The organism is Oricola indica (assembly GCF_019966595.1).
GTDB lineage: Bacteria > Pseudomonadota > Alphaproteobacteria > Rhizobiales > Rhizobiaceae > Oricola > Oricola indica.
Genome location: NZ_JAINFJ010000005.1, coordinates 199,508 through 224,420 on the forward strand (window position 1 = coordinate 199,508; position 24,913 = coordinate 224,420).

Below are 24,913 nucleotides of genomic sequence, written 5' to 3' on the forward strand. Positions count from 1 at the left end.
TCAGGCGTCAGCGCGCAGGCGGAAACGCTGGATCTTGCCAGTCTGGGTTTTCGGCAGGGCATCGGTGAACACCACCGATCGCGGATATTTATAAGGCGCGATCGTATCCTTGACGTGTTGCTGAAGCCGCAGCACCGTCGCCGCATCGCGCGCCACGCCATCGACGATCACCACATGTGCTTCGACAATCTGGCCGCGATCCTCGTCCGGCACACCGACAACCGCGCATTCGACGACGTCGGGATGGGCAAGCAAGGCGGCCTCGACTTCGGGGCCGGCAATGTTGTACCCGGCCGAGACGATCATGTCGTCATTGCGCGCGGCGAAGTGGAAATACCCTTCCTCGTCCTGCCAGAACGAGTCGCCCGTCAGGTTCCAGCCGTCGCGGACATAGTCGGATTGACGCTTATCGGCGAGATACCGGCACCCGGTCGGGCCTTTCACGGCGAGCTTTCCGACTGTGCCGCGCGGCGCTTCGTTCATGGCTTCATCAACGATCTTCGCCTCGTATCCACCCACCGGCTTTCCCGTACAGGCAGGGCGGGAATCGCCGAAACGGTTCGAGATGAAGATATGCAGCATTTCGGTCGCGCCGATGCCGTCGAGCATCGGCTTGCCGGTCTTCTCCATCCATTGCTCATAGACCGGACCCGGTAGCGTTTCGCCCGCCGAAACGGCGGCGCGCAGGGAGGAAAGATCCGCCCCCTCCTCCATCGCCGTCAGCATGGCACGGTATGCGGTGGGTGCGGTGAAGCACACGGTTGCGCCATAGGTCTGGATGATTTCGACCATGTTGGGCGGCGTGGCGCTTTCGAGGAGCGTCGCCGCAGCCCCGAAACGCAGTGGAAACACCGCGAGCCCGCCAAGGCCGAATGTGAAGGCGAGCGGCGGGGAGCCGACGAATACATCGTCCGGCGTGACGCCAAGCACCTCCCTGGCATATCCGTCGGCGATAATCAGGAGATCACGGTGGAAATGCATCGTCGCCTTGGGCTCGCCGGTCGTGCCCGAGGTAAAGCCCAGCAGGGCGACATCGTCACGTCCGGTCTTCACGCTCTCGAAGAGAACGGATTTCCGCAGCGCTAGACGGTCGAGTTCCGCGTCATGATTGGCCGTGCCGTCGAAGCCGACCACCTTGTCTAGATAGTCGCTGGTCTTCGCACAGGCGACCAGTTCGTCCATCAGCCGCGTGTCGCACAGCGCCAGCGATATTTGCGCCTTGTCGACGATTTTCGAGAGTTCGCCCGCGCGCAGCATCGGCATCGTGTTGACGACCACGGCACCGGCCTTCGTGGCGGCAAGCCACGCGGCGACCATGGCCGGATTGTTGGCCGACCGCACCAGGATGCGGTTGCCGGGCTGGATGCCATAATCCTCGACCAGCACATGAGCGATACGGTTGGTCCAGTCGGTCAGTTCCTTGTAGGTGCGCTGACGTCCATTCCCGATCAGCGCGGTATGATCCCCGAAACCGCGCGCCACCATGCCGTCCGTGAGTTCGTAGCCGGCATTCATCCATTCCGGATAATCAAACCCGTCCAGCAGGAACTCCGGCCACTGATCCGGCGGAGGCAGGTTGTCCCGGGTAAAGCTGTCGGCATGTCCGCTGGGTCCAAGCATCTCAACCTCCCTGCGCCGCGTTTGCGAGCGTCTGCCGCGCGATGATGACCTTCTGGACATCGGACGCGCCTTCATAGATCCGCAAAGCACGGATTTCCCTGTACAGGCTTTCCATGACATGCCCGCGCCGAACCCCATCGCCGCCATGCAATTGCACGGCCTTGTCGATGACCTGCTGCGCGCGATCGGTGGAAAAAAGCTTGGCCATTGCCGCCTCGCGGCTGATGCGCGCGGCGCCGCTGTCCTTCAGCCAAGCCGCCCGATAGACAAGAAGCGCGGCCGCATCGATATCGAGCGCCATGTCGGCGACATGGCCCTGAACCATCTGGAGGTCGAACAAGGGCGCATCGAACAATCGACGCGCCTGTACGCGCGAAACCGTCTCGTCCAATGCGCGACGCGCGAAGCCAAGCGCAGCGGCGGCGACTGTCGGGCGGAACACGTCCAGCACGGACATGGCGATCCTGAAACCTTCGCCCGGCTTGCCGATCATCGCGGAAGCGGGAACCCTGCATTCGTCGAAGGCGAGCCGCGCCAGGGGATGCGGCGCGACCGTCTCAAGCCTTTCGGCGATTTCCAGCCCCGGCGTTTCGGCCGGAACGATGAAAGCCGACAGCCCTTTTGCGCCTGGAGCTTCGCCGGTCCGCGCGAAGACTGTGTAGACATCGGCGATCCCGCCATTGGATATCCAGGTCTTCTCGCCATCCAGGACATAGAAATCGCCGTCCCGGCGCGCGGCCACTTCAATATTGGCGACATCGGAGCCGGATTTCGGTTCGGTCAGCGCAAAAGCGGCAATTGCCTTGCCTGCGCGCGTGCGCGCAAGCCATTCGTGCTTCTGGGCCTCCGTGCCGAACAGGGATATCGCACCGGTTCCGAGCCCCTGCATCGCGAACGCGAAATCGGCCAGTCCGCTATGACGCGCCAATGTCTCTCGCATGATGCAAAGACTGCGCACATCGAGAACGGCATCATGCTCGTCCGGTGCGACAGCCGTGAGTTTGAGCCAGCCGGCTCCGCCGAGCGCGCCGACGAGCGCGCGGCAGGTACAGTCGGTGTCCTCGTCATCCGCCGCTGCGAGCATCTCGCAAGCCCATTCGTCCACGCGCACAGCCAAGTCGCGGTGGTGCGGCTCGAAAAACGGCCAATCGAGATAGCTCCGGTCGCTCATCAATCGCCCTCGAAAACGGGTTTCCGCTTCGCGGCGAAAGCCTCATAGGCGCGTCGGAAATCGGCGGTCTGCATGCATATCGCCTGCGCCTGCGCCTCGGCTTCGATGGCCTGGGCGATGCTCATGTTCCATTCCTGGGCGAGCATCGTCTTGGTCATCATGTTTGCGAAATTCGGTCCGTCTGCGATGCGCGCCGCGAGCGACTTCGCCTCGTCCATCAGGGACCCGGCCTCGACGAGCCGCGAATAGAAGCCCCAGCGCTCGCCCTCCTCTGCGCTCATGGTGCGTCCGGTGTACAGCAACTCAGCGGCGCGCCCCTGCCCGACGATACGCGGCAGCACGGCGCAGGCGCCCATGTCGCACCCGGCTAGCCCGACCCGGTTGAACAGGAACGCCGTTTTCGCGTCCGGCGTGGCAAGGCGCAGATCGCTCGCCATGGCGATGATCGCGCCTGCACCGACACAGATACCGTCAACCGCGGAGATAATCGGCTTTCCGCATTCGACCATCGCGCGCACGAGATCGCCGGTCATGCGGGTGAACTCGAGCAGGCCTTTCATGTCGCGATCGAGCAGCGGCCCGATGATCTCGAAAACATCGCCGCCCGAGCAGAAATTCCCGCCATTCGGCCCGAAAATGACCGCCTTGACCGTGTCGTCGCCGCGCAGCGCCAGAAACCAGTCACGCAGTTCGGCATAGGATTCGAATGTCAGTGGATTCTTGCGCTCCGGCCGATTCAGCGAAACCGACGCGACGCCATTGTCCATGGTCAACATGAAATGCTCGGGAGTGGCAGCTTGCATCGGATCACTCCCCACGTCGGCGCACGGCTCTGCCCGAAGGCGCGATGCCATCGAGGGCCGCGGTCAGCATGCGCGAATCCGCGCCGCTGAGGCCGGATAGCATTCCATCGATCCAGCCTTCGTGATCGCCGGCCATGGTCTCGAAACGCGTTCGCCCGACCGGTGTCAGCCGCACCGTGATGGCGCGGCGGTCATTGTCGACAGGTACCCGCACGACCTCGCCATCGGCCACGAGGCGGTCGACGATACCCGTTACATTGCCGTTCGAAACGCGCAATTCGGTCGAAAGGTCGCTCATCTTGAGCCCCTCCTCGTTCCGGTACAACGCCGCCAGCACGTCGAACCGCGGCAGCGTCGTATCGAACTCGGACCGCAGCTTTTCGCGCAACTCGCTCTCGATGAATTTCGACACCTTCAGGATTCTTAGCCAGAGTCTCAGGCGATCCTTCGAGGCGTCGGCTTCACTGTCCATTCCGGACTGCCCGACAAGCGGTTTTACCGTGTTCATGTCTCGCCTCCTGACAATGCGATGGCCTGCCCGGTAACGGACGCGCCGCCCGGTCCACACATCCAGAGCGTCGTCGCCGCGATTTCCGACGGCTGGATAAAACGGCGCTGCGGGTTCATTTTGAGAAGGGACTCTTCCGCCTGATCGCGGCTCCGTCCGGTCTTGTCCATGATCGTGTCGATAGTGCGCGTCAGCATCGGCGTATCGGTGTAGCCGGGACAGATCGCATTCACTGTCACGCCTGTCGTCGCGAGTTCGACGGCAAGCGATTTGACCAGCCCGATGACGCCGTGCTTCGAAGCGCAGTAGGCCGAGATATAGGGATAACCGCGCAGTCCCGCGATGGACGCGATAGCAATCAGGCGACCGTTCGGACCCTGATTCAAATACTCAAATCCGGCGCGGAAGGTATTGAAAACACCAGTCAAATTGACATCGATGATATCGCGGAACTTGTCCTCGGTCAGCGTCTTCAGCGGCGCGCTTTCGGCAACCCCGGCATTGGCCACCACGATATCGACCGCGCCATTCTTTGCGCATGCCGCTTCGACGGACCGCATCATGCCATCGCCGTCCGTCACATCCGCCGATACGGCGACGATACGATCGCTCTTCGCGGCAACGGCCTCCAGTGGTTCGAGACGCCTACCCATGACGGTGACGCGGGCACCCTTTGCGGCCAGTTCGAGCGCGATCGCCTCGCCCACGCCGCTGCCGGCGCCGGTGACGATTGCATGCCGGCCGAACAAATCCTCCATGCTCACACCTTTCCCGTCATCGTTTCGGCCCGCTCGGCCAGCCGCCACATCTGGTCGCGGCCCGGCAGATAAGGATCGGGCCAGCGTTCCTCGCGATCGCCAAGCGCGCTGGCGGCATGCAGTGTCCAGTATGGATCGGCGAGATGCGGCCGCGCGAGGCAGACGAGGTCCGCCCGGCCTGCCATCAGGATCGAATTGACATGGTCCGGCTCGTAGATGTTGCCGACCGCCATCGTTGCCATATCCGCCTCGTTGCGGATCTGGTCCGAGAACGGCGTCTGGAACATGCGGCCATAAACCGGCCTGGCACGGACGGATGTCTGCCCGGCCGACACGTCGCAAATGTCGACGCCGGCCTCCTTGAGCATGGCTGCAATGGCCACCGCTTCGGCGGGCGTGACACCCTCGTCGCCAACCCAGTCATTGGCCGAAATCCGGACCGAGACCGGTTTCTCCGACGGCCAAGCCGCCCGCACCGCATGGAAGATTTCCAGCGGAAACCGCATCCGGTTCTCCAGTGAACCTCCATATTCGTCGGTTCGCAGATTGGTCAGCGGCGTGATGAAGGACGACAGAAGATAGCCATGCGCCATATGCAGTTCGAGCATGTCGAAGCCGGCACGCTCGGCCATCTCGGCGGAAGCGACAAATTGCGTGCGCACCATGTCCATGTCAGCGCGGCTCATCGGCCGCGGCACCGCATTATGCGGCGACCACGAGACATCCGACGCGGCCATGACCGGCCAGTTCCCGGTCTCGAGGGGCGCATCGGCGTCCTGCCAGCCAAGCTGGGTCGATCCCTTCGCCCCCGAATGGCCGAGTTGCACGCAGATCTTCGCCTCGGTTTCGCGATGGACGAAATCGACGATCCGCTTCCAGGCGTCTTCATGCTCCGGCGCGTACAGGCCCGTGCACCCCGGCGTGATGCGTCCTTCCGGTGACACGCAGGTCATTTCCGTCACCACCAGCCCGGCTCCGCCCTTCGCACGCTCGCCATAGTGTACGAGATGCCAATCCGTAGGACATCCGTCGACGGCCTTGTACTGAGCCATCGGCGAGACCACGACGCGGTTCTTCAGTTCGAGGGACCGCAGCGCGAACGGCGCGAACATCGGCCGCCGGACCGGCGCGTCCTCCGGCATGCCCGCCTGGACCTGGAACCAACGCTCCGCGCTTTCGAGCCAGTTCGCATCGCGCAGCCGCAGATTCTCGTGGCTGATCCGCTGGGAACGCGTCAAAAGGGAGTAATTGAACTGGACCGGATCGAGGTCGAGATAACGCTCAACTTCCTCGAACCATTCAAGGCTGTTCCGCGCCGCGGACTGGAGCCGGAGCACTTCCGTACGTCGCTCCTCCTGGTACCGCTCGAACGCCTTTTCCATCGTCGCCTCGGAATGAAGATATTCCGCCAGGGCGATGGCGCTATCGAAAGCGAGCCGCGAACCCGAGCCGATCGAGAAATGCCCGGTGGCCGCGGCGTCGCCCATCAGCACCACATTTTCGTGGTGCCATTTCTCGCAGATCACCCGCGGGAAATTCATCCATACCGCCGAGCCGCGCAGATGGCTGGCGTTGGACATGAGGCGGTGTCCGCCCAGATGCTTCTCGAAGATGCGCTCGCACGTGGCGACCGCCTCCTCCTTCGACATGTGCTCGAAGCCCCATTTGTCCCAGGTTTGCTGCGTGCACTCGACGATCACCGTCGCCGTGTCGGCGTCGAACTGATAGGCATGGATCCACATCCAGCCATGCTCGGTTTCCTCGAAGATGAAGGTGAATGCGTCGTCGAATTTCTGGTGCGTTCCGAGCCAGATGAACTTGCACAACCGGATATCGATGTCTGGCCGGAAGATCTCCGCATATTCGCGGCGCACGAGTGAATTGATCCCGTCCGCCGCGACCACGAGGTCATACTCGCGGCGGTAGTCTTCCGCTGTTTTGAATTCGCTCTGGAATTGCAGATCGACGCCAAGTTCGCGCGCCCGCGCCTGCAGGATCAACAGCAGCTTCATCCGACCGATTCCGGCAAAGCCATGGCCGCCGGAAACCGTACGCGTGCCACGATGGATGACCGCTATGTCATCCCAATAGGCGAAGTTGGCGCGGATTTTCGCGGCACTGTCCGGATCGTTTTCGGCGAGGTTATCCAGAGCGTCGTCGGAAAGCACGACGCCCCAGCCAAAGGTGTCGTCCGCCTTGTTGCGCTCCACCACCGTCACTTCGTGCGACGGATCGCGCAGCTTCATAGAGATCGCGAAATACAGACCCGCAGGTCCGCCTCCAAGACAAACGATCCTCACGTCCGCGCCTCCCTTTTTCGCGTCCGGTCCAAACCGGTTGCGCACCATCAGAATAACCAAGGGAAGTTTAATTTCAATCCTAAAAGTTTCAAATATAAAATATTGCGCACCAAGGGTATCGCCCTTTCCGAAAATGGCGCGCCGGGGGCTCAGGGCACGTAGCGCATGAAGGCGAAGCGGCGTGAATCCGGCGCCCAGGACGGGACATTGATGGTTCCCTGCCCGCCATGGAGATCGAGCAGGATTGCGGGTGTACCACCCTCGGAAGGCATTAGCCGCAACTGGACATCGCGACCGGCGGGGTGGCCCCGTGTACCGCCCTCATAGGCGAGATAGACGATGCTTTTCCCGTCGGGTGACGGGTGCGGGAACCAGTTGACCCGCTCGTCATCCGTCATCATCTGCGGATCGCTGCCGTCGGGCCGGACCCGCCAGAGTTGAACGGAACCGTCCCTTTCGCCATTGAACCAAATCCACTCGCCATCCGGCGCATAGTCCGGTCCGTCGCAATGATCGAAACCCCGCGTCACCTGGAATTCCTCACCGCCACCGACCGGGCAGGTATAGACTTGGAACGTCTCACCGCGCCGGGCGACATAGGCGAGCCTCTCCCCGTCGGGAGACCAGCCGTGCCAGTAGGACGGTACGCGCTCGGTCACCCGCAATAGCACACCGCCGCCAGCCGGCACCGTGTAGATGCAGCTTTCACCGAATTCGGACGAATCGCTGATCGCAAGCGTGCTTCCGTCGGGCGACAGCCCGTGATCGTTGTTGAGGCGAACGGCAAATCCCGTATCGATTTCCCGAAGAGCCGGAGCGGCGAGATCCACCTCGAAAAGCCGGCCTGAACCATTCACGATCAATGCGCTGCCGTCCCGGCTCCAGTTCGGAGCCTCGATGTGACCATCGAATTCGAGAACGGTTTCCACGGATCCGGTCACGATTTCGAAAACAGACAGAATGCTTTTCATGGGCCCTCCTCCACGCGCCAACTCTAGAGGCGAGCTTAGGAAAGGCAATCAGCGCGTTTGGCCGTCGTCGGTATTGCACGGCAATGCGTAACGCCATGCCCGCAAAGTAGGGAACCGGGTGTGTATGTGTTGTCCGATCACGGCAGCAGGAAAATCACTTCCCCGCGTCGTCCGTGCCGATCTCGCTCTCATCGACGGGCTCGAGATCGGGATCGTCGTAGCGGGCGACGTAGGACTCGATGAGCCGATCGACCGCCGCGCGGGTGACCTTGTTGTTCGACGTGGAGAAACCGAGCGTCGCAACCATCTTCCAGTGGCCGTACATCAGCGAGACGAACAGATAGCCGAGTTCCAGGCAGGCCTTCTGGTTGAGCTGCGGATAGCTGACCTGAACCTCGTGCGCGATCGTGTATTGCAGCAGATTGTACTGCGCATGCAGGTTCTCCCTGATCTTCGGGTGAGCCGCGGCAAGCGAGAACATCGCATCGTAGACACTGTCGTCGCGCGGCTTCTCCAGATCGCGGTCCGACAGGAAGTCGAAATAGAAATCGAGGAAGGTCTTCAGCCGTTGCGGCGTCTGGGCGTTCAGGATGCCGCGCATCAGGCAATCGCGATAAGCCGCCGCAAGCCGATCGCAAACCGCGACCATGAGCTCGATCGGATCCGGGAAGTAATGCCGGATCAGCTGGCGCGACATGTCGGCTTCCTGCGCGATCAAATCGTAGGAAATATGCGGCAGGCCGTTTTTCAGGATCGCGTTGAAAGCCGCCTCGACGATCTCCGGCTTACGGACTTCCGATATGGGTTTTGGCATGCGGTTTTACGGTACGCAGTCTATATTGTCATATTTTTAGCGTAGCACATTCGCCGCAGGAGAGCATTATGGCAAGCTGTAGGACTTCATGACTATGGAATCGCGACAATTAGTCCGTGGAAAGACGATGCCCTCCGGCCGAACCGAAGGGCATTGATTTTCCAATCAGGCAGCTTGGCGCCGTCAGCTGGCGTTCTTGATCATGTCGCGGGCAATGATGAGCTGCTGGATCTGCGATGTACCCTCGTAGATCCGGTACAGGCGGACATCTCGATAGAAGCGTTCGATCGGGTAGTCCACGATATAGCCGGCGCCGCCGAAAATCTGCACCGCGCGGTCGGCCACACGCCCGACCATTTCCGTGGCGAAATACTTCGCGCATGAGGATTCCACGGTCACGCGTTCGCCGGCATCACGCCGCTTCGCCGCGTCGAGCACCATGCACCAGGCGGCATAGGCCTCGGTGCGCGAATCGGCGAGCATCGCCTGCACAAGCTGGAACTCTGCGATAGGCTTGCCGAACTGTTCGCGCTCCATCGCGTAGCGAAGGCATTCCTCGATCAAGCGATCTGCCGCACCGCAGGCGGCAGCCGCGATGTGAAGGCGCCCGCGGTCGAGCACCTTCATGGCCGTTTTGAACCCCATGCCCGGCACTCCACCGATAATCGCTTCGGCCGGCACCCTGACATTGTCGAAATTGACATCCGCCGTCAGCGTTCCGTGATGCCCGAGCTTGCTGTCGGGCTTGCCGACGCTCAGCCCTTCCAGATCCGCATCGACAGCGAAAGCGGTGATGCCGCCCGCGCCCTTGTTGTCCGGATCGGTACGCGCCATCACGGTAAAGACGCCGGCGCGCGGCGCATTCGTAATGAAGCGCTTGGAACCGTTGAGCACATAGTGATCGCCATCCTTGACGGCGTTGGTACGCAGGGCCGCCGCATCGGACCCGGAGCCCGGCTCGGTAAGCGCGAACGAACCGATCATCTCACCAGTCGCCATCAGCGGCAGGTAACGATCCTTCTGCGCGTCGGTGCCGTCGATGACGATGCCCTGCGAACCGATGCCGATCGTCGTCGCGAAGGCCGAGCGATAGGACCCATGCGCGCGCCCGATCTCATAGATCACCCGCGCCTCGTCTTCCATGCCGAGCCCCATGCCGCCATAGGTCTCCGGGATCGTCAGCCCGAACAGGCCGAGTTCCTTCATCTCCGAAAGGATGTCTTCTGGAATGTCGTTGAGTTCCTCGACCTTGCGTTCGGCGGGGATCAGGCGCTCGTCCACGAACCGCCTGACGACGGCGAGCAGTTGATCGAGGGTTTCCTTATCGACGGCCATGATGCGTTACTCCGGGCGTTGCTTGTCTATGAAGGGTATTATCGGGTTGAGGTCAGGACGGATCGCCGCCATTGCGGGTCCAGACCATCACGTTGGAGAAGCCTGTCTGGACCCGCTCGTCGCGCTGGTTGATCAGCGTTCTCTCGGTCTGGACGATTCCCCATTGCGGCTTGCTGGTCTGGCGCTTGCTGGCGATGCGCGTTTCAAGCTTGATCGTGTCGCCGATGAAGATCGGCTTCAGGAACTTCCAGTTGACCAGTTCCATGAAGATCGCGTTCTTCCAAGTTCCCTGCGCCGTCTGGTTTTGCATGCCGGTCGCGATCGAAAGGCCGAGTACACCATGGACGACGCGCTGGCCGAACTGGGTTTTCTTCGCGAACTCCTCGTCCGTATGGATGCTGTGGTAATTGCCGGAGAGGCCGGTGAAAATCACATTGTCAGCTTCCGTGACCGTACGGCCTCGCGAGTAGAATACCGAGCCTTCCTCGATATCCTCGAAAAATATGGCGTCTTCCATGGCGACCCTCCCTCCGGTGGTACCTATTCGTCGTCCCGGCGAATGAGGCCGTCGACGGCGATGCCGCGCCCCTCGCCCGGGTAGTAGATGAACGGATTGATATCGAGTTCCGCGACGTTGTCGGCGCCGGCCATCAGCAGGGACGCACCGACAATCGCATCGGCCAGCGGCGCGAGACGCTCATTGTCCTCGCCCAGCAATCCGCGCGCCGACGGAATTTCGGCGATCATGTCCATCGCTTCGGCGCGACCGACCGGTGCCGGACGGAACGTCACCTGGCGCAGAGCCTCCGTGTAGACACCGCCAAGGCCGAACGCGATCAAGGGCCCGGCTTGCGGATCGCGCATTCCGCCGATCAGCAATTCGACGCCGGGCGCCACCATCGGCTGGACGGAGACCCCTTCCAGTTCACCGCCTGCCTTCTTCGCAGCGGCATGGATTTCATCGAAGGCGCGCGCCGCGCCGGCCTCGTCGCAGACATTCAGCTTGACCAGACCGGCCTTCATCTTGTGGGCGATCTGCGTGGTTACGCCCTTGAGAACGACGGGAAAACCGAAAGCCCGTGCGTTGGCGCCGGCCTCTTCGGCCGTCTGTACGATCGCCTCGTCGCAAACAGGTACGCCGGCGAGGCGCAGAATGGCCTTGGACTGGTGTTCGGTGAGAAGCGACGCGCTGCCCGTGCGAACCGCGCTGTCGATCGCTTCCCGTGTCTCGGCATCGAGTTCCGGTGCCTGTCCGGTCTCGCCGGACGCACTCGCCCTGGCGCTGCCGACACGGGAAATCGCCTGCAAGGCGCCGTGAAGCTGTTCGAAGACCGGGATATTGCCCGCGCGGAATCGCGTGGCGGATTCCGCGACGCATTCTCCGCCGCAAACCACGGCCATGATCGGCTTGCCAATGGTTGCACTCGCCGCGACAACCTCGTCGGCGATCCGTTCAGACCCGTAAACGACCGTGATCAGCATGACGATCACGTCGATCCCTTCATCCGCGGCGACGATTTCGAGGGCCGCCTGCATCATTCCGGGGCTCGACGTAACAGCACCCGTCACGTCCAGCGGGTTGTTCTCGGGCGCAAAGTCGGGAAGCACGTCGCGGAGCTTGCGCCGGGTTTCGTCCGAAAACGCGCCCATCTCCAGGCCAACCGCCTCGCTGCGGTCCGCGGCAAGGCTGCCCATGCCGCCCGACACGCTGATGAAACCGACGCGCCGTCCGTCGATATCGTACGCCGAGGCAGCGAGCGCCGCTTCGAGCGCGTCCTGAACGTCATCGACCTCGATCACGCCGTGACGCCTGAAAATGGCCTTGTAGGCGGCCGACGATCCGGCGAGCGAACCCGTATGCGACTGGATCGCGCTGGCGCCTTGCTCCGACCAGCCGGCGCGAAGGACGATCACCGTCTTGCCGAGCCGGCGCGCCTCTGAAAGCGCATGGTCCAGCTTGTCGAGATCCCGCAGCCCCTCGATGTAGAGAAGCACCACCCGGGTGCTCGGGTCGTGAATCTGGTGAAGGAGGACGTCGGGGATTTCGAGATCCGCCGAATTGCCGATCGACAGGAAGCTGGAAAACCGCAGGCCCTGGTTCATGCCGGCATCGAGAAACGAACCTCCCAGCGCACCGCTCTGCGAGATCAGCGCGACATTCCCCGGCTCGAACTGCCGATCGAAGGCCTGGTTGCCGGTGGCGGCCAGCTTGTTGCCCGCGTGATATGCGCCGAGCGAATTCGGGCCGAGGATGCGAATGCCGAGACGCCGGGCGCAGGCAACAAGGTCCTCCTGTTCGCCGACACCTTCGCCGCCCTGTTCCGCATAGCCCGAGGTAATGACGATAGCCGCCTTGACGCCCAATCGCCCGCACCCTTCGAGGGCCTCCAGCGCAGAGGACTTCGGCACGACGATGATGGCAAGGTCAACCGGTCCAGGCACGTCGTCGAGAGAGGCATATCCCGGGATGCCGAGAATGGCATCGCCGCGCCGGTTCACCGGATAGATCGTTCCGTCATAACCGTAACGCGTGAGATTGCGCATGACGCGGCCGCCGAACTTCGACTCGTTTTCGGAAGCGCCGATGACGACGATCGATTTCGGCGCGAAAACGGCGTCGATCGCGTTCAGAACCTCCGTATCCGGCCGGTAGTTGTCATGCATCTTGTTCACCTTCCCGTTCTCCTCTCCTGCGGCAATGATGCCGTTCAGCCCTCTGCCTGATCCGCGTTCCTGCGCTTCATCATCAGGACATGCTCACCGTCCTGGACGAGCGTTCCATCCTGGTTGAAGACCTCGACCTTCTGGTAGGTGATGCCGCGGTCCGACTTGCTGGTTTCCTTCATCTTCTCGATATGAATGCGCGCCCAGATCGTGTCGCCGAAGAAGACGGGAGCCTTGAAGTTCCAGGTCAGCCCCAGAAAGGCGATCACGGTCCCCTCGAAAATGCCAAGACGCTGCTTCAGCCCGGTCACGACCGACAGAACGAGCAGGCCGTGGGCGATCGGCTCCTTGAAGGCGGTCTCGGCCGCGAAGGTCCTGTCGGTATGCAGCCGGTTGAAATCGCCCGAGGTTCCCGCGAATGCCATCACGTCCGCCTCGGTAATCGTCCGGGGAACCGTGTCGTAGAAGGTTCCCTCCTCGAAATCCTCGAAATACAGTCCCGCCAACGTCCGGTCCTCCTGTTTGAACAAGCGCGAGGCGCGCCGCCGGACGCTGCCGGCGGCCTGTGTGTCCGGCCGGCCTCGCAGCGGCCGGACATTCATGCTTGCGGTCGAGATCGGCGCCTAGTAACCGCCGACGCTCTTTCCGCCACAGACGTAGAGAACCTGGCCTGTAATGTACCAGGCGTCGTCCGACGCGAAGAACCGCGTTGCGTAGGCAACGTCATCCGGCGATCCGATGTCCCGGATCGGCTGCGTCTTGCGCAGGTTTTCCTGCACGTCCTCGCGAAGACCCTGATACATCGGCGTGTTGATGACACCCGGGGCGATGCAGTTGCTGGTGATGTTGTAGCGCCCGAGTTCTCGCGCCATCGTCCGCGTCAGGCTGACCACGCCGCCCTTGGCGGCCGAGTAGTTCGCCTGCCCCACATTGCCCTGGTAGGCACGCGAGGAGATGTTGACGATCCGCCCGTACTTGGCCGGGATCATCGCGTCGCGCACCACCGCCTGCGAACACAGGAAGTAGGACTTCAGGTTGATGTCGAGCACAAGGTCCCAGTCCTCTTCCGGCATCTTGACCAGGAAGTTGTCGCGAATGATACCGACATTGTTGACGAGGATGTCGATCTTGCCGTGCTCGGCGAGGATCGACTCGACCATCGCGTCCACCTGTTCCTTGCTGGTCGCGTCCGCCTTCAATGCGGCAGCCCGGCCACCTTCGGAACGGATCTGCTCCTCCATGCCGCGTGCATTATCCTCGTTGACGTCGGCGATGACGACGAAAGCGCCGTCTTTCGCCAGTCCGCTTGCGATCGACGCGCCGATACCCTGACCGGCGCCCGTGACGATCGCCACTCTGTTTTCCATCTTCACGCTTGCGCTCCCTGCTGAGGCTTGAAGTTCAGTAGCGAATGGCCTTCCTCGATTTCCGAGATGACCGGATCGACCCGCATGCCGATCGTCACCGTGTCCGGATCGCAATCGACGATATTGCCCATGATGCGGACCCCGACATCGAGATCGACGAGCGCCACGACATAGGGCATCCGCGCCTTGAAGCTCGGATGCGGCGCGAAACCGGGAACCGAAAACGAGTAGACGGTTCCGGACGCCTCGACGGCGCGCCACTCGATGTCGTCGGACCAGCACCCCGCACAGATCGGACGGGGATAGAACTGATAGGTCTCGCAGGATTTGCAGTACTGCAGGCGAACCTCGCCTTCGCGAAGTCCCTGCCAATAAGGCTCGGCCTCGCCGGAATAGGTCGGCAGGACATTGGGCGATTCACTCATGATTATTCTCCTCCCAGGATCAGTGTCGCGTGCGACGACAACACGCCGCCGACGCCATGGGCCAAGGCGAGATTGGCGGACGGGATCTGCCGATCGCCGCATTCGCCGCGCAATTGCCGCACCGCCTCGATGATCAGGAAAATGCCGAACATGCCCGGATGACAGTAAGAGAGACCGCCGCCGCTCGTATTCAGCGCGAATTCTCCACCCGGCGCCGTTCGCTGTCCGGAAACGAACGCTCCCGCCTCGCCCTTGGCGCAGAAGCCGAGGTCTTCGAGGCAAAGCATGACCGTGATCGTGAACGAGTCGTAGATCTGCGTCACGTCGATGTCGGACGGCTTCACGCCGGCCATTCCGAACGCTTTCGGCCCGGTTATGCCAGCCGCTGTCCGCACGAGATCCGGCATCTGCGAAATGCCCATATGCGAATGGGTATCCGCGAAACCGAGCACGACGACCGGACGCTTTTTCAGGTCGCGCGCCCGTTCGAGGCTGGTCACGATCACCGCGCCACCGCCGTCGGTCACAAGACAGCAATCGTAACGATGCAGCGGATCGGTAACGATCGGCGAGTTCATGACGTCGTCGATGCTCAGTGGATCACGCGTATACGCCTTCGGATTGAGCGCGGCCCACTTGCGCGTCGCTACCGCGATCTCGGCAAGCTGCTCCGATGTCGTTCCGAACTCGTACATGTGCCGGCGCGCGGCCATCGCATAAGCCGCAAGCGGCAGCGGCGGGCCATAGGGCGCCTCGAACTGCCATGGTGGCTCCGGGTTGCCATAGGTTCCCTGCGGATTGCGGCTGCGGTCGGATTTCTGCGTGCTGCCATAGGTGATCAGGCACGTCGTGCAGAGACCGGCTTGAATGGCGGCCATCGCGTGACCGACATGGGTCTCGAAGGATGATCCGCCCGTGATGGTCGAGTCCGAATAGCTTGGCTGGATGCCCAGATACTCGCTCAGCGCCATGGACGGCATGTGCATCGAGTTGAACGGCGCCGCGGTCAGAACGCCGTCGATGTCGCTCTTCTCCAGCCCCGCGTCCTCGATGGCTGCCTTGGCGGCCTCCATCTGGAGCTGGAAGATCGTCTTGCCCGGGACCGAGCCCAGATCGGACTCCGCCACACCGGCGATCGCTATCCCTTGACTGCTATGCTGGCTTGCCACGTCAATATTCCCTGGTCTGTTGTTGCATTCATTCGTCCACGCTTGCCTGCGCGGTTTTCCCCGCCGCACCCTCGCTGTCGATTTTGCGCGTCTTCAGGATCCGGCGATGCAGCCGGACCGTGACGAGGAGTGTCAGCGCGAAGAAACCGAGCGCGATCGGGCGCGTGAAGAAGATCGTCCAGTCTCCGCCCGAGAGCAGAAGCGACTGGCGCATCGCGTTCTCGACCATAGGTCCGACGAGAAAGGCGATGATGAGCGGAGCGAGCGGGAAGCCGGTACGCTTCATGAAGAGGCCCAGCAGCCCTGCTCCGACCATGACGTAGATATCGAAGATGTTGTTGTTGATGCTGAAAGCGCCGACCACGCACAGTGTCAGGATGATCGGGAACAGGAACCGCGTCGGCACCAGAACCACCATGGCGAACAGGCGGATCAGGTAGTGCCCGAGCAGGAACATGATCCCGTTTGCCACGAGCATGCCGATCAGGATCGCGTAGACCGTCGGTCCGCTGTGCTGGAACAGGGTCGGGCCCGGCACCATGCCGTGCAACAGGAAGGCGCCCGCGATGATGCTGGAGATCACGTCGCCGGGAATGCCGAGCGTCAGGAGCGGCACGAAGCTGGCGCCGTTGACGGCGTTGTTCGCGGCTTCGGGCGCAACGATACCTTCCTCGCAGCCCGTACCGAATATCTCGGGCGTGTCGGATTTGTGCTTCGCCTCCGAATAGGCGAGGAACGCCGCCAGCGACTGACCGACGCCGGGCACGATCCCGACGATCGTTCCGATGATGCTGGAGCGCAGCAATGTCCGGAAATGCTTCTTGAACATCGCCATCGTCGGGTAGCTGATGTGATAATTGGACCCGGCAGCCGTCTTCGCGATCTTCGGCCCGATCGTTCGCACGCCCTGATCCAGCACTTCCGAGATACCGAACAGGCCGATCAGCATCGGGATAAAGGATATACCGCCCTGAAGCTGGAATGTGTCGAACCAGAAGCGCGGCGTTCCAAGAATGACGTCCGGACCGATCACTGCGAGCAGCATGCCCAGCGCACCCGACATCAGGCCCTTGACCATGTTGCCGGTGGAAACCGTCGCGATCACGGTCAGCGCGAAGAGCGTAACGGCGAACATTTCGGGTGGGCCGAACTTCACCGCGACAGCGGCGAGCGGGGCCATGACGACGATCATCACGATATCGCTGAACGTATCGCCGAACACCGAGGCCGTATGCGCCAACGACAGCGCGCGGTTCGCCTCGCCGCGCTTCGTCATCGGATAACCGTCAAGCAGCGTCGCAGTGGAGGACGCTGTCCCCGGCACGTTGATCAGGATCGCCGAGATCGACGCGCCGAACACGGCGCCCTTGTAGATGCCGACCAGAAAGACGATGGCCGCAACCGGTGAGAGATAGAATGTAAAGGGAATGAGGATGGCGACAGTCAGTGCGCCGCTCAATCCGGGTATCGCGCCGACAAGCGTTCCGACGAACACACCCGCCAGAATGTAGAGCAGGTTCTGCCACTGCGCGAAAAGAGCCAGACCTTCAAGGAATTGCGCGTACATCTCGAGAGCCCTACTGGAACAGCCGACCGAGCGGCAAAGGGATGTTCAGCAAGTCGCCAAACACGAAATAGAGAACCGCCATCAGCCCAGCCGTGACCAGAAAGGTCATCCACACGGACGCGCCGAGATAAAGCATGTACAGGACGGCCACGATCGCCGTGGCGTAGATGTAGCCGATCCAGATCGTTCCGATCACGTAAAGCAGGATCAGCGCGATCGGGACGATTGCATTCAGCAGCGCATCCCTCGGCGTCGGTGCTTCATCGTCAGACGCGACCGGAAGCTCGTGGATCTCGTCCCCGCTGATGCGCCGCTTGAGCCAGAAGGCCGCAAGGAGCACGCAAAGGATCATCGAGAACAGGAGGACGACACGCGGGAAAAGCCAAGGCTGAATCCCGTCATCGTAAAGGCCGGGCGCTTCCTGCGGAGCGATGATGAAGAGCCAGAGCGCCAACGGGATCGCGACGATCGCAATGATCAGATCGAGATAGCCTTTGAGGGGGTTCTTGGAAAACATGAAAAACCTGTTTTTCGCGAAACACGAGACAAGCTGACGATACCCAAAAAGGGTACGCTTCCCTCGCAGACTTTGATTGGCTTCAACGCGCCCGCCGAGCGGCCATGCCGCCATCACGGGGTCCTTGGATCGCGTCCGCCCCGAAGAGCGGACGCGATGTCTTGCTTATTCCGAAGCGCCGAGCAGCTTGGAATACATCTCGAATTCGCGATCGACGCGCGCCTGGGTGTCTTCACGGGACATCCACTGCACAGAGACGCCAATTGCGCCCATGCGTTCCTGGAATTCCGGGTTTTTCACAACCTTCTCAAGCGCGTTTTCGAGCGTTTCCATGCGTTCTTCCGGCACGCCGACGGGAGCGTAAACCGCATACCAGGGGCTCAGTCCCGAAAATCCGACTTCGCTGAAGGTCGGCACGTCCGGAAACTTCTCGAGGCGTTCGGCATTATCAACGACCAGAAGACGGGTCTTGCCGTCGGCACCGAGATCGCCGCGTACTTCCGTACCCGCAAGCTGAACCTGTTTGCCGTGAAGGGCCGCGATCACATTACCCGAACCGCCCATCGGCACGTGGCGGATTTTAAACCCGGCCTGATCGGAAATTCCCTTCATCGTCAGGTGGGCGACGCTGTTCTCGCCGCTGGTCGCATAGGTGATCGACCCATCGGAAGCCTTAGCCGCCTCCAGGAAATCATCGAAGGTCTGCCACGGAGAATCCTTCGGCACGACGAGTGCCGTGAAGAACGTGCCCACATGGCCGACCGGCGCGAGATCGCCCACATCATACGGCAAATCCTGAAGAATCGGCTTGGGGAGAACGGGACCCGCCGGCACCATGCCGAGCACATAGCCATCAGGACGCTGCGACACCATCCAGGCCGTACCGATCGTACCGCCGCCGCCGCTCGTATAGTTCGGCACGAGCGAAACGCCGAGTTCTTCCTGATAGAATGGAATGAGCGCCTGCGTCGCCACATTGGTGGAGCTGTTCGCACCGAACGGCACGTTGATCTGGATCGGCTTGGTCGGGAAATCGTCGGCCTGCGAGGGCGTCGCGGCGACCGACAGTCCGGCAATCGCGCCAACCGCCGCCATCAGCATCGGACGGTTCAGTTTCCGTAAGTAGTTCAGCATGCGTTTTCCTCCCTTTGAAAACTCACCGAGCCAGACGCTCATCGCCTGTCCGGTAAAGACCGAAAGAGCGAACCGAAGACCGGTAACATGAGCGAAGCCTTCTCCGACGCCCACATGAGTTCTTCGGCAGTCCGTTCGGCATTCGATGCACCAGATAATGCATCTTATATAAGACATACTAATTTGCCCCTGAATGTGTGTCAACTGCCTACCGCCCCTGTAACCGGCTTTGCGAAACGTGGAATGAAGAACGAAATCACTGGCCGAGCGCGGAAATCTGCGCCAGCAGATCGTCGTCGATCGAAATGCCTTTCTGCATGATCTCGGCCTTCAGTGACTGACGCCTGCGGCCCGGAACGCGCGCGCCGGGCATCGCGTCGATGAGCCCGGCCAACACCGCGAATCGGCTCACCGCACTGCCTCCGAAAACCTCGGGATCGATCGCGATGATCAATTGTCCGGTACCCGGCGCCGCTCCCTCTCCGTCGAAGAAGGAAGTCGCTTCATAGCCGTAATTGGCGCCAGTCAGGCCCGCACACAGCATCTCGACCATGAGCGCGAGCGCTGTGCCCTTCGCATCGCCCATGGGCACCATCGTGCCGTCGAGGGCAGCCTGCGCGTCGGTCGTCGGATTGCCCTCGCGATCAAGCGCCCACCCCTCCGGTATGGCGATGTCTTGCTGTTTGGCCGCCATGATTTTCCCGCGCGCCACCTTGGACAGCGAGATATCGACCACCACGGGTCCGTGCTCGCCGGCGGGAGCCGCGAATGCGATCGGGTCCGTACCGTAAAGCGGTGTCTTGCCGCCCCAGGGCGCCATCGCGCTCGGCGCATTGGCGAACAGAATCCCGACGAGGTTCTTCTCCGCCAACCGCTCGACGATCGTGCCGGCGACACCGCAATGATGCGACCGGCGAATGCCCGCCATGGCGATTCCCTGCAGCGTGGCCGCCTCGGGCAGGTTCTCCAGCGCAAGGTCGATCGCCGGATAGGCGAAGCCGTTTGCCGCATCCACCGCGAACGCGCCCGGCCGCTTCCTTTCAATCGTGGGAATGGCTTTCGCATCGACCTTGCCGGAAAGCGCCTGCGCGCAGTAGGACGGCATCCGGCGCAGCCCGTGACCGGACTGACCGGCCAGTTCGGCGGCGATCAGGGCGCGTGCGACCGACCCGGCATTCGCTTCGGACGCACCGCACCGAGCGAGCGTCTCGACGATGAGTGTTGTCGCTTCGGCGACCCCAAGCAGTTTCACGACGCGCTTTCCTTCAGATGTTTTGCAACGGTGTCCGCGGTCAGACGGCTCACCCGCACGTTCGATTCGTCCGTGACGCCCGCGATATGCGGCGTCAGAATGACATTCGACAAGCCGGCGAACATCGCGCCACGCTCTTCGGTCAGCGGCTCCTCTTCGAACACGTCAAGCGCCGCGCCGGAGATCTTGCCGGCCTTCAGCGCCGCCTGAAGCGCGAATTCGTCAACCGTCCCGCCGCGCGCGGCGTTGATCAGGACCGCACCCTTCTTCATTCTCGCGAAGGCTTCCGTTTCGATGATGTGCCGCGTTTGCGTCGTAAGCGGGATATGAAGGCTCACGACATCCGAAATAGATAGCAGTTCGTCGAGTGAGACGCGCCCCACATGTTTCCAGGCCGGATCGTCCGCCGCAACGAAAGGATCGCTCGCGACCACCGACATGCCGAGCGCGGCGGCCCGGCGCGCGACCTCGCGCGCGATCGAGCCGAAGCCGACGAGCCCCATCGTCTTGCCCGATATTTCGCGGCCGATAAGCGCCTGTCGCGGCCATTCGCCTGCGGCAACTGAGACGGTCGAAAGGTAGGCGCCGCGCAGCAGCATCAGCGCCGTTGTGATGACATATTCCGCCACCGAAAGATCGTTTGCGCCGGTCGCCGGAAAAACCGCGACGCCCCTCGCCTTGCAAGCATCGACATCAATGTTGTCGAGCCCGACACCGAGACGCCCGACGCATTGCAGCGCCGGTGCGGCTGCCAGGAGATCGTCTCGCACCTGCGTGCGATTGCGGACGAGAATCGCCTTGGCAACCCCAAGCGACGCCAACAGTTCCTCCGGGCGATCGACCAGCGTGGGATCGAAGAGTACCGAGAAATCCTGGCGCAGCGTATCGACGGCAGCCTCCTCCATGAACTCGCTTATGACAATGTCATGCATGGCGTTTGCCTGTCCGATGGCTTGAAATGAAACGGACCCGGCGATGATGCCGGGTCCGGAATTGGCAGGGCCTAATCAGGCGCTCCGGTAGAGTTTCGTCATGACGAACTCGCGGTGACCGAGCGCCTCGGCCGCCGTGCTTCGCCCATTCGACGTGCGGACGATCATATCGATCAGGGCATCGCCCGCCTCGTCGATCGTCATCTCGCGCCGCAGGATGCCCGAAACATCGACATCGACATGCTCGCCCATTGTCCGGATCGTCCGGGGATTGGCCGATATTTTGATCACGGGCACGATCGGGTTGCCGATAACATTGCCCTGTCCCGTCGGGAATGTGTGTACCACATATCCGGCGGCCGCCATGAGCGTCACGCATTCGGCCGCGGCCGACGACGTGTCCATGAAATAGAGACCTTTTCCGGCTACCGGCGCCTCCGCCGGCTCGAGGATATCGATATAGCGCGATTCGCGGCCGATCTTCTCGAGATTGCCAAGCGCCTTTTCCTCGATCGTGGTCAGGCCACCCTCGATGTTGCCCTTCGTGGGCTGGCTTTCCGACAGGTCGTCCGTCTGGTGCGCGAAGATCACGTCATCCTGGTAGGCCTTCCACATCTTGTACCAGCGCTCGCCGACTTCCTCGTTGATCGCGCGCGCCTTGCAGATGTGCTCGGCACCGGTGATCTCGGAGGTTTCTCCGAAACAGCCATAGATACCTTCCGGCAGCAGCTTGTCATACATATTGCCGACGGTCGGGCAGGATCCCAGTCCGGTCGTCGTGTCGCTCTCGCCGCATTTGGTGGAGACCCAGAGATCGGAGATCGGGCATTCGACGCGCTGCAGTTCGGACGCGTAATGCACGAAGCCCTTGGCCGCGCGCGACGCATCCATGATGGTCTTGAGATCACCGTTCTGCTCGATGGAGAAGGCCGCCACCGGCTTGCCGGTTTCGGCAATCCCGTCCGCGATCTTCTGTGTCCAGCCCGGCTCGATACCGATCACGACCACGGCGGCGACATTCGGGTTCGCGCCCGTGCCGATCATGGTGCGGAAATGCAGATCGAGATCCTCGCCGAACTGAAGACGCCCATAAGCGTGCGGAAGCGCGAGTGTGCCCTTGATATTGTTGGCCACCGCCTCGCATGCCGCATTGGAAATGTCGTCGACGGGAAGGATTACCACATGGTTGCGCACGCCGACGCGACCGTTGTCGCGGCGATACGCCATGATGGTAAGATTTGAATATTGCGATGCCATTCGACAGCCCTCCCCGGCTACCAGCGCTTGGTTTTCAGATTGTGGACGTGGACGTGGCCGCCTTTTTTCACATCGGCGGTGAATTTCCCGATGTCCTCGCCATATTTGATTGCGGTCTCGCCCGCCTTCAGGTCGCGCAAAGCCACCTTGTGCCCGATCGGCACGTCGTCTCCGACCCCCAGATTGAAACTGGAATTGTCGGCCGTGACGACGCAAAGCATGTCGGTTCCAGCCTCGAGATTCTCCACCACGACCACGCCGACATTGTCGGCATGTTCATGGACTAGCAATTGTGGTGCGGTCATTCAGTGCTCCTTCCCTACTCCGCTAACTCTTATATAAGATATACGATACATAATAGTGGAACTGTCAAGCGCGATGCACTATTATCAGGCACCGAAATTGCGAAGGAGCGCCGGCCCGTTGTCCGCAGAACACGAAGCACTGGACTACAAACCGCTTTACGCCCGCATCCGTGACCGCCTTGTCGGCCGCCTCGTCGATGGCCAATGGACGCCGGGCATGCTGATTCCCAGCGAGATGGAACTCGCCCGCCAACTCGGCGTGAGCCAGGGAACCGTCAGAAAGGCGCTGGACGTTATGGCCTCGGAAAACCTGCTCGTGCGCAGGCAGGGGCGCGGCACCTATGTCGCGGTACCCGAGGAAGGTCCGCAGCAGTTCAAGTTTTTCCGGCTTCTGCCCGACGACGGAAGCCGCGTGCTTCCGGAATCGGAGGTCGTGCGCCGTCGCTCGGCGAAAGCGTCCGCAATGGAAGCCAAGATGCTGAAAGTGCCACCAGACAGCCAGCTCTGGACCGTCGAGCGCGTCCGGTTTCTCGGTGAGGAACCGCTTCTGGTCGAAACCATCATCTTGCCGGCGGCGCGGTTTCCCGGTTTCGACGAGGTCAACGACCTGCCGAACAATATCTATGGCCTTTACGCGGAACGATGGGGCGTCACTATCTCGGCAGCCTCCGAAAAGCTCAAGGCGGTCGCAGCGGAAAAGAACGACGCTGAGCTTCTCGGTTGCGCGTTGGGAGACCCGCTCATCCAGATCGAGCGCATCGGCTACGACCTGGAAAACACACCCAGCGAAATCCGCGTCTCGCGATGCAATACACGCAACGCGCATTATGTTTCTGTGGTGCGATAGCGCCTAGAGCCCAGCAAAAGAACCGCCGCTTTCCGCAAGGCGCTTCAGTAAAGGCCCCGGCTCCCGGAAAATGTCTGGAATTGGTCCGCTCCTGAGGGCCGGAGCCACGGGAACGCGAATATGTGGCATTAAAAATTGCTGGTGCCCCCGGAGAGACTCGAACTCCCGACCCTCTGATTACAAATCAGATGCTCTACCAACTGAGCTACAAGGGCACGCGTTGCCGATAGCATATACACCAAAGCTGTAAAGAGACTATTTCCAAGCTGTGTGCTAAGCGCACCGGGTTAATGTGATTGCGAGCCCTGCCCTCATGAACAATGAGTCCATCGCCTTCCTGTCGTCGGATACGCCGGAGTCGCGCGAATCGGCCAAGTTGCTATCCGCGCTCTACGGTCAGGAATCGATCGAGGAAGCCGAGACGATCGTCGCGCTCGGCGGCGACGGTTTCATGCTGCAGACGCTTCACCAGTTCATCAACACCGGCAAGCGGATCTACGGCATGAACCGCGGGTCTGTCGGCTTCCTGATGAACGATTTCCGCGAGGACGGCCTGCGCGAACGCATCGCCGCCGCCATTCCGGAAACGATCCGGCCGCTGCGGATGCGCACCGAAAACATGGATGGAGAAAAAACCGAGGCCTTCGCCATCAACGAGGTTTCGCTGTTTCGCCAATCCTACCAGGCCGCCAAGATCGCCATCCACGTCGATGGCAAGGAACGGCTCGCAGAACTGATCTGCGACGGCGTGATGCTCGCGACACCGGCCGGGTCGACCGCCTACAACCTGTCGGCGCAAGGCCCGATTATCCCCATCGACGCACCGCTTCTCGCGCTGACGCCGGTCAGCCCGTTCCGTCCGCGACGCTGGCGCGGGGCGCTCCTGCCCAACCAGGTTTCGGTCACCTTCACCGTGCTGGAGGCGGAGAAGCGACCGGTCAACGCCGTGGCGGACCATTCGGAGGTCAAGTCGGTGCGCAGCGTTCGCATCGAGGAAGCGCGCGACGCGACCGCGACGCTTCTGTTCGACGAGAGCCACTCCTGGGACGAACGAATCCTTGCCGAACAGTTCCGCTACTGACGCAAGGGTCGGCGCGAGAAGAGCACGATCAGGCCCTTTTGGGCTCGCAAAACGCGGGAATTCCGGGCTTTCGGTTGACTCTGAGGCCACAAACGCCTAGTTCCGAGCCGGAACGC

Annotated in this window: 24 protein-coding genes and 1 tRNA gene; 2 read left to right on the top strand and 23 right to left on the bottom strand. The window is 61.8% G+C overall.

The window, feature by feature from the left end; genetic code table 11:
- The 22 genes from LC343_RS14725 to LC343_RS14830 form a co-directional block, all read right to left on the bottom strand.
- A complete protein-coding gene (locus LC343_RS14725; RefSeq protein WP_223477918.1) occupies positions 1–1,620 on the bottom strand; it encodes an AMP-binding protein in 1,620 nt (539 codons plus the stop codon).
- A gap of 1 nt (position 1,621) precedes the next feature.
- A complete protein-coding gene (locus LC343_RS14730) occupies positions 1,622–2,791 on the bottom strand; it encodes an acyl-CoA dehydrogenase family protein (RefSeq protein WP_223477919.1) in 1,170 nt (389 codons plus the stop codon).
- A complete protein-coding gene (locus tag LC343_RS14735) occupies positions 2,791–3,594 on the bottom strand; it encodes an enoyl-CoA hydratase family protein (RefSeq protein WP_223477920.1) in 804 nt (267 codons plus the stop codon). The genes LC343_RS14730 and LC343_RS14735 overlap by 1 nt, the downstream gene beginning before the upstream one ends.
- Positions 3,595–3,598: 4 nt before the next feature.
- On the bottom strand, positions 3,599–4,102 hold the full coding sequence (locus tag LC343_RS14740) for a MarR family winged helix-turn-helix transcriptional regulator (RefSeq protein WP_223477921.1): 504 nt from the start codon (positions 4,100–4,102) through the stop codon (positions 3,599–3,601).
- Entirely contained in the window at positions 4,099–4,860 is a 762-nt protein-coding gene (locus LC343_RS14745; protein WP_223477922.1) for an SDR family NAD(P)-dependent oxidoreductase, read from the bottom strand. Before LC343_RS14745 ends, LC343_RS14740 begins: the two co-directional genes overlap by 4 nt.
- 2 nt (positions 4,861–4,862) lie before the next feature.
- Positions 4,863–7,160, bottom strand: coding sequence for a bifunctional salicylyl-CoA 5-hydroxylase/oxidoreductase (locus tag LC343_RS14750; protein WP_223477923.1), 2,298 nt, complete (start codon positions 7,158–7,160; stop codon positions 4,863–4,865).
- Positions 7,161–7,309: 149 nt separating this feature from the next.
- The gene (locus tag LC343_RS14755; protein WP_223477924.1) at positions 7,310–8,131 is read right to left on the bottom strand and encodes a TolB family protein; all 822 of its coding nucleotides are present in this window, start codon (positions 8,129–8,131) and stop codon (positions 7,310–7,312) included.
- A gap of 154 nt (positions 8,132–8,285) precedes the next feature.
- Positions 8,286–8,945: a TetR/AcrR family transcriptional regulator gene (locus tag LC343_RS14760; protein WP_223477925.1), complete on the bottom strand. Its 660-nt coding sequence runs from the start codon at positions 8,943–8,945 to the stop codon at positions 8,286–8,288.
- Positions 8,946–9,128: 183 nt separating this feature from the next.
- A complete protein-coding gene (locus LC343_RS14765) occupies positions 9,129–10,280 on the bottom strand; it encodes an acyl-CoA dehydrogenase family protein (protein WP_223477926.1) in 1,152 nt (383 codons plus the stop codon).
- A gap of 52 nt (positions 10,281–10,332) precedes the next feature.
- Positions 10,333–10,797: a MaoC/PaaZ C-terminal domain-containing protein gene (locus LC343_RS14770; protein ID WP_223477927.1), complete on the bottom strand. Its 465-nt coding sequence runs from the start codon at positions 10,795–10,797 to the stop codon at positions 10,333–10,335.
- Between the two features lie 23 nt (positions 10,798–10,820).
- The gene (locus LC343_RS14775) at positions 10,821–12,944 is read right to left on the bottom strand and encodes an acetate--CoA ligase family protein (protein ID WP_223478099.1); all 2,124 of its coding nucleotides are present in this window, start codon (positions 12,942–12,944) and stop codon (positions 10,821–10,823) included.
- Positions 12,945–12,988: 44 nt separating this feature from the next.
- Complete coding sequence (locus LC343_RS14780) at positions 12,989–13,450, bottom strand: MaoC/PaaZ C-terminal domain-containing protein (protein ID WP_223477928.1); 462 nt, start codon at positions 13,448–13,450, stop codon at positions 12,989–12,991.
- A 117-nt stretch (positions 13,451–13,567) separates the two neighbouring features.
- The gene (gene fabG, locus LC343_RS14785) at positions 13,568–14,311 is read right to left on the bottom strand and encodes a 3-oxoacyl-ACP reductase FabG (protein WP_223478100.1); all 744 of its coding nucleotides are present in this window, start codon (positions 14,309–14,311) and stop codon (positions 13,568–13,570) included.
- Between the two features lie 2 nt (positions 14,312–14,313).
- Positions 14,314–14,736, bottom strand: coding sequence for a Zn-ribbon domain-containing OB-fold protein (locus tag LC343_RS14790; RefSeq protein WP_223477929.1), 423 nt, complete (start codon positions 14,734–14,736; stop codon positions 14,314–14,316).
- A 2-nt stretch (positions 14,737–14,738) separates the two neighbouring features.
- Positions 14,739–15,905, bottom strand: a complete 1,167-nt coding sequence (locus LC343_RS14795; RefSeq protein ID WP_223477930.1) for an acetyl-CoA acetyltransferase — start codon at positions 15,903–15,905, stop codon at positions 14,739–14,741.
- 28 nt (positions 15,906–15,933) lie between these two features.
- A complete protein-coding gene (locus LC343_RS14800) occupies positions 15,934–17,472 on the bottom strand; it encodes a tripartite tricarboxylate transporter permease (RefSeq protein ID WP_223477931.1) in 1,539 nt (512 codons plus the stop codon).
- A gap of 10 nt (positions 17,473–17,482) precedes the next feature.
- Positions 17,483–17,989 (bottom strand): tripartite tricarboxylate transporter TctB family protein, encoded by a 507-nt coding sequence (locus LC343_RS14805; protein WP_223477932.1) that lies wholly within the window; start codon positions 17,987–17,989, stop codon positions 17,483–17,485.
- A 165-nt stretch (positions 17,990–18,154) separates the two neighbouring features.
- Entirely contained in the window at positions 18,155–19,123 is a 969-nt protein-coding gene (locus tag LC343_RS14810) for a Bug family tripartite tricarboxylate transporter substrate binding protein (RefSeq protein WP_223477933.1), read from the bottom strand.
- A 256-nt stretch (positions 19,124–19,379) separates the two neighbouring features.
- Entirely contained in the window at positions 19,380–20,375 is a 996-nt protein-coding gene (locus LC343_RS14815; protein WP_223477934.1) for an Ldh family oxidoreductase, read from the bottom strand.
- Entirely contained in the window at positions 20,372–21,307 is a 936-nt protein-coding gene (locus LC343_RS14820; protein WP_223477935.1) for a hydroxyacid dehydrogenase, read from the bottom strand. The genes LC343_RS14815 and LC343_RS14820 overlap by 4 nt, the downstream gene beginning before the upstream one ends.
- 75 nt (positions 21,308–21,382) lie before the next feature.
- Entirely contained in the window at positions 21,383–22,564 is a 1,182-nt protein-coding gene (locus tag LC343_RS14825) for a UxaA family hydrolase (protein WP_223477936.1), read from the bottom strand.
- Positions 22,565–22,581: 17 nt separating this feature from the next.
- Positions 22,582–22,869 carry a UxaA family hydrolase gene (locus tag LC343_RS14830; RefSeq protein ID WP_223477937.1) on the bottom strand — a complete coding sequence of 96 codons (288 nt, stop codon included), beginning with the start codon at positions 22,867–22,869 and terminating at the stop codon, positions 22,582–22,584.
- Between the two features lie 118 nt (positions 22,870–22,987).
- On the opposite strand from LC343_RS14830, the gene LC343_RS14835 reads away from it, so the two are divergent.
- The gene (locus LC343_RS14835; RefSeq protein ID WP_223477938.1) at positions 22,988–23,716 is read left to right on the top strand and encodes a GntR family transcriptional regulator; all 729 of its coding nucleotides are present in this window, start codon (positions 22,988–22,990) and stop codon (positions 23,714–23,716) included.
- Positions 23,717–23,855: 139 nt separating this feature from the next.
- Here LC343_RS14835 and LC343_RS14840 read toward each other — a convergent pair.
- A tRNA-Thr gene (locus LC343_RS14840) sits at positions 23,856–23,931 on the bottom strand.
- Between the two features lie 98 nt (positions 23,932–24,029).
- On the opposite strand from LC343_RS14840, the gene LC343_RS14845 reads away from it, so the two are divergent.
- Positions 24,030–24,797, top strand: a complete 768-nt coding sequence (locus LC343_RS14845) for an NAD kinase (RefSeq protein ID WP_223477939.1) — start codon at positions 24,030–24,032, stop codon at positions 24,795–24,797.
- Positions 24,798–24,913: the final 116 nt, after the last annotated feature.

Bases quoted from the DNA above. Each gene is read 5' to 3' on its own strand.
- LC343_RS14800 (WP_223477931.1), bottom strand. From the start codon at position 17,472: ATGTACGCGCAATTCCTTGAAGGTCTGGCTCTTTTCGCGCAGTGGCAG.
- LC343_RS14730 (WP_223477919.1), bottom strand. From the start codon at position 2,791: ATGAGCGACCGGAGCTATCTCGATTGGCCGTTTTTCGAGCCGCACCAC.
- LC343_RS14820 (WP_223477935.1), bottom strand. From the start codon at position 21,307: ATGCATGACATTGTCATAAGCGAGTTCATGGAGGAGGCTGCCGTCGAT.
- LC343_RS14745 (WP_223477922.1), bottom strand. From the start codon at position 4,860: ATGGAGGATTTGTTCGGCCGGCATGCAATCGTCACCGGCGCCGGCAGC.
- fabG (WP_223478100.1), bottom strand. From the start codon at position 14,311: ATGGAAAACAGAGTGGCGATCGTCACGGGCGCCGGTCAGGGTATCGGC.
- LC343_RS14845 (WP_223477939.1), top strand. From the start codon at position 24,030: ATGAACAATGAGTCCATCGCCTTCCTGTCGTCGGATACGCCGGAGTCG.
- LC343_RS14735 (WP_223477920.1), bottom strand. From the start codon at position 3,594: ATGCAAGCTGCCACTCCCGAGCATTTCATGTTGACCATGGACAATGGC.
- LC343_RS14755 (WP_223477924.1), bottom strand. From the start codon at position 8,131: ATGAAAAGCATTCTGTCTGTTTTCGAAATCGTGACCGGATCCGTGGAA.
- LC343_RS14775 (WP_223478099.1), bottom strand. From the start codon at position 12,944: ATGCATGACAACTACCGGCCGGATACGGAGGTTCTGAACGCGATCGAC.
- LC343_RS14740 (WP_223477921.1), bottom strand. From the start codon at position 4,102: ATGAACACGGTAAAACCGCTTGTCGGGCAGTCCGGAATGGACAGTGAA.
- LC343_RS14830 (WP_223477937.1), bottom strand. From the start codon at position 22,869: ATGACCGCACCACAATTGCTAGTCCATGAACATGCCGACAATGTCGGC.
- LC343_RS14790 (WP_223477929.1), bottom strand. From the start codon at position 14,736: ATGAGTGAATCGCCCAATGTCCTGCCGACCTATTCCGGCGAGGCCGAG.
- LC343_RS14825 (WP_223477936.1), bottom strand. From the start codon at position 22,564: ATGGCATCGCAATATTCAAATCTTACCATCATGGCGTATCGCCGCGAC.
- LC343_RS14810 (WP_223477933.1), bottom strand. From the start codon at position 19,123: ATGCTGAACTACTTACGGAAACTGAACCGTCCGATGCTGATGGCGGCG.
- LC343_RS14725 (WP_223477918.1), bottom strand. From the start codon at position 1,620: ATGCTTGGACCCAGCGGACATGCCGACAGCTTTACCCGGGACAACCTG.
- LC343_RS14760 (WP_223477925.1), bottom strand. From the start codon at position 8,945: ATGCCAAAACCCATATCGGAAGTCCGTAAGCCGGAGATCGTCGAGGCG.
- LC343_RS14805 (WP_223477932.1), bottom strand. From the start codon at position 17,989: ATGTTTTCCAAGAACCCCCTCAAAGGCTATCTCGATCTGATCATTGCG.
- LC343_RS14770 (WP_223477927.1), bottom strand. From the start codon at position 10,797: ATGGAAGACGCCATATTTTTCGAGGATATCGAGGAAGGCTCGGTATTC.
- LC343_RS14765 (WP_223477926.1), bottom strand. From the start codon at position 10,280: ATGGCCGTCGATAAGGAAACCCTCGATCAACTGCTCGCCGTCGTCAGG.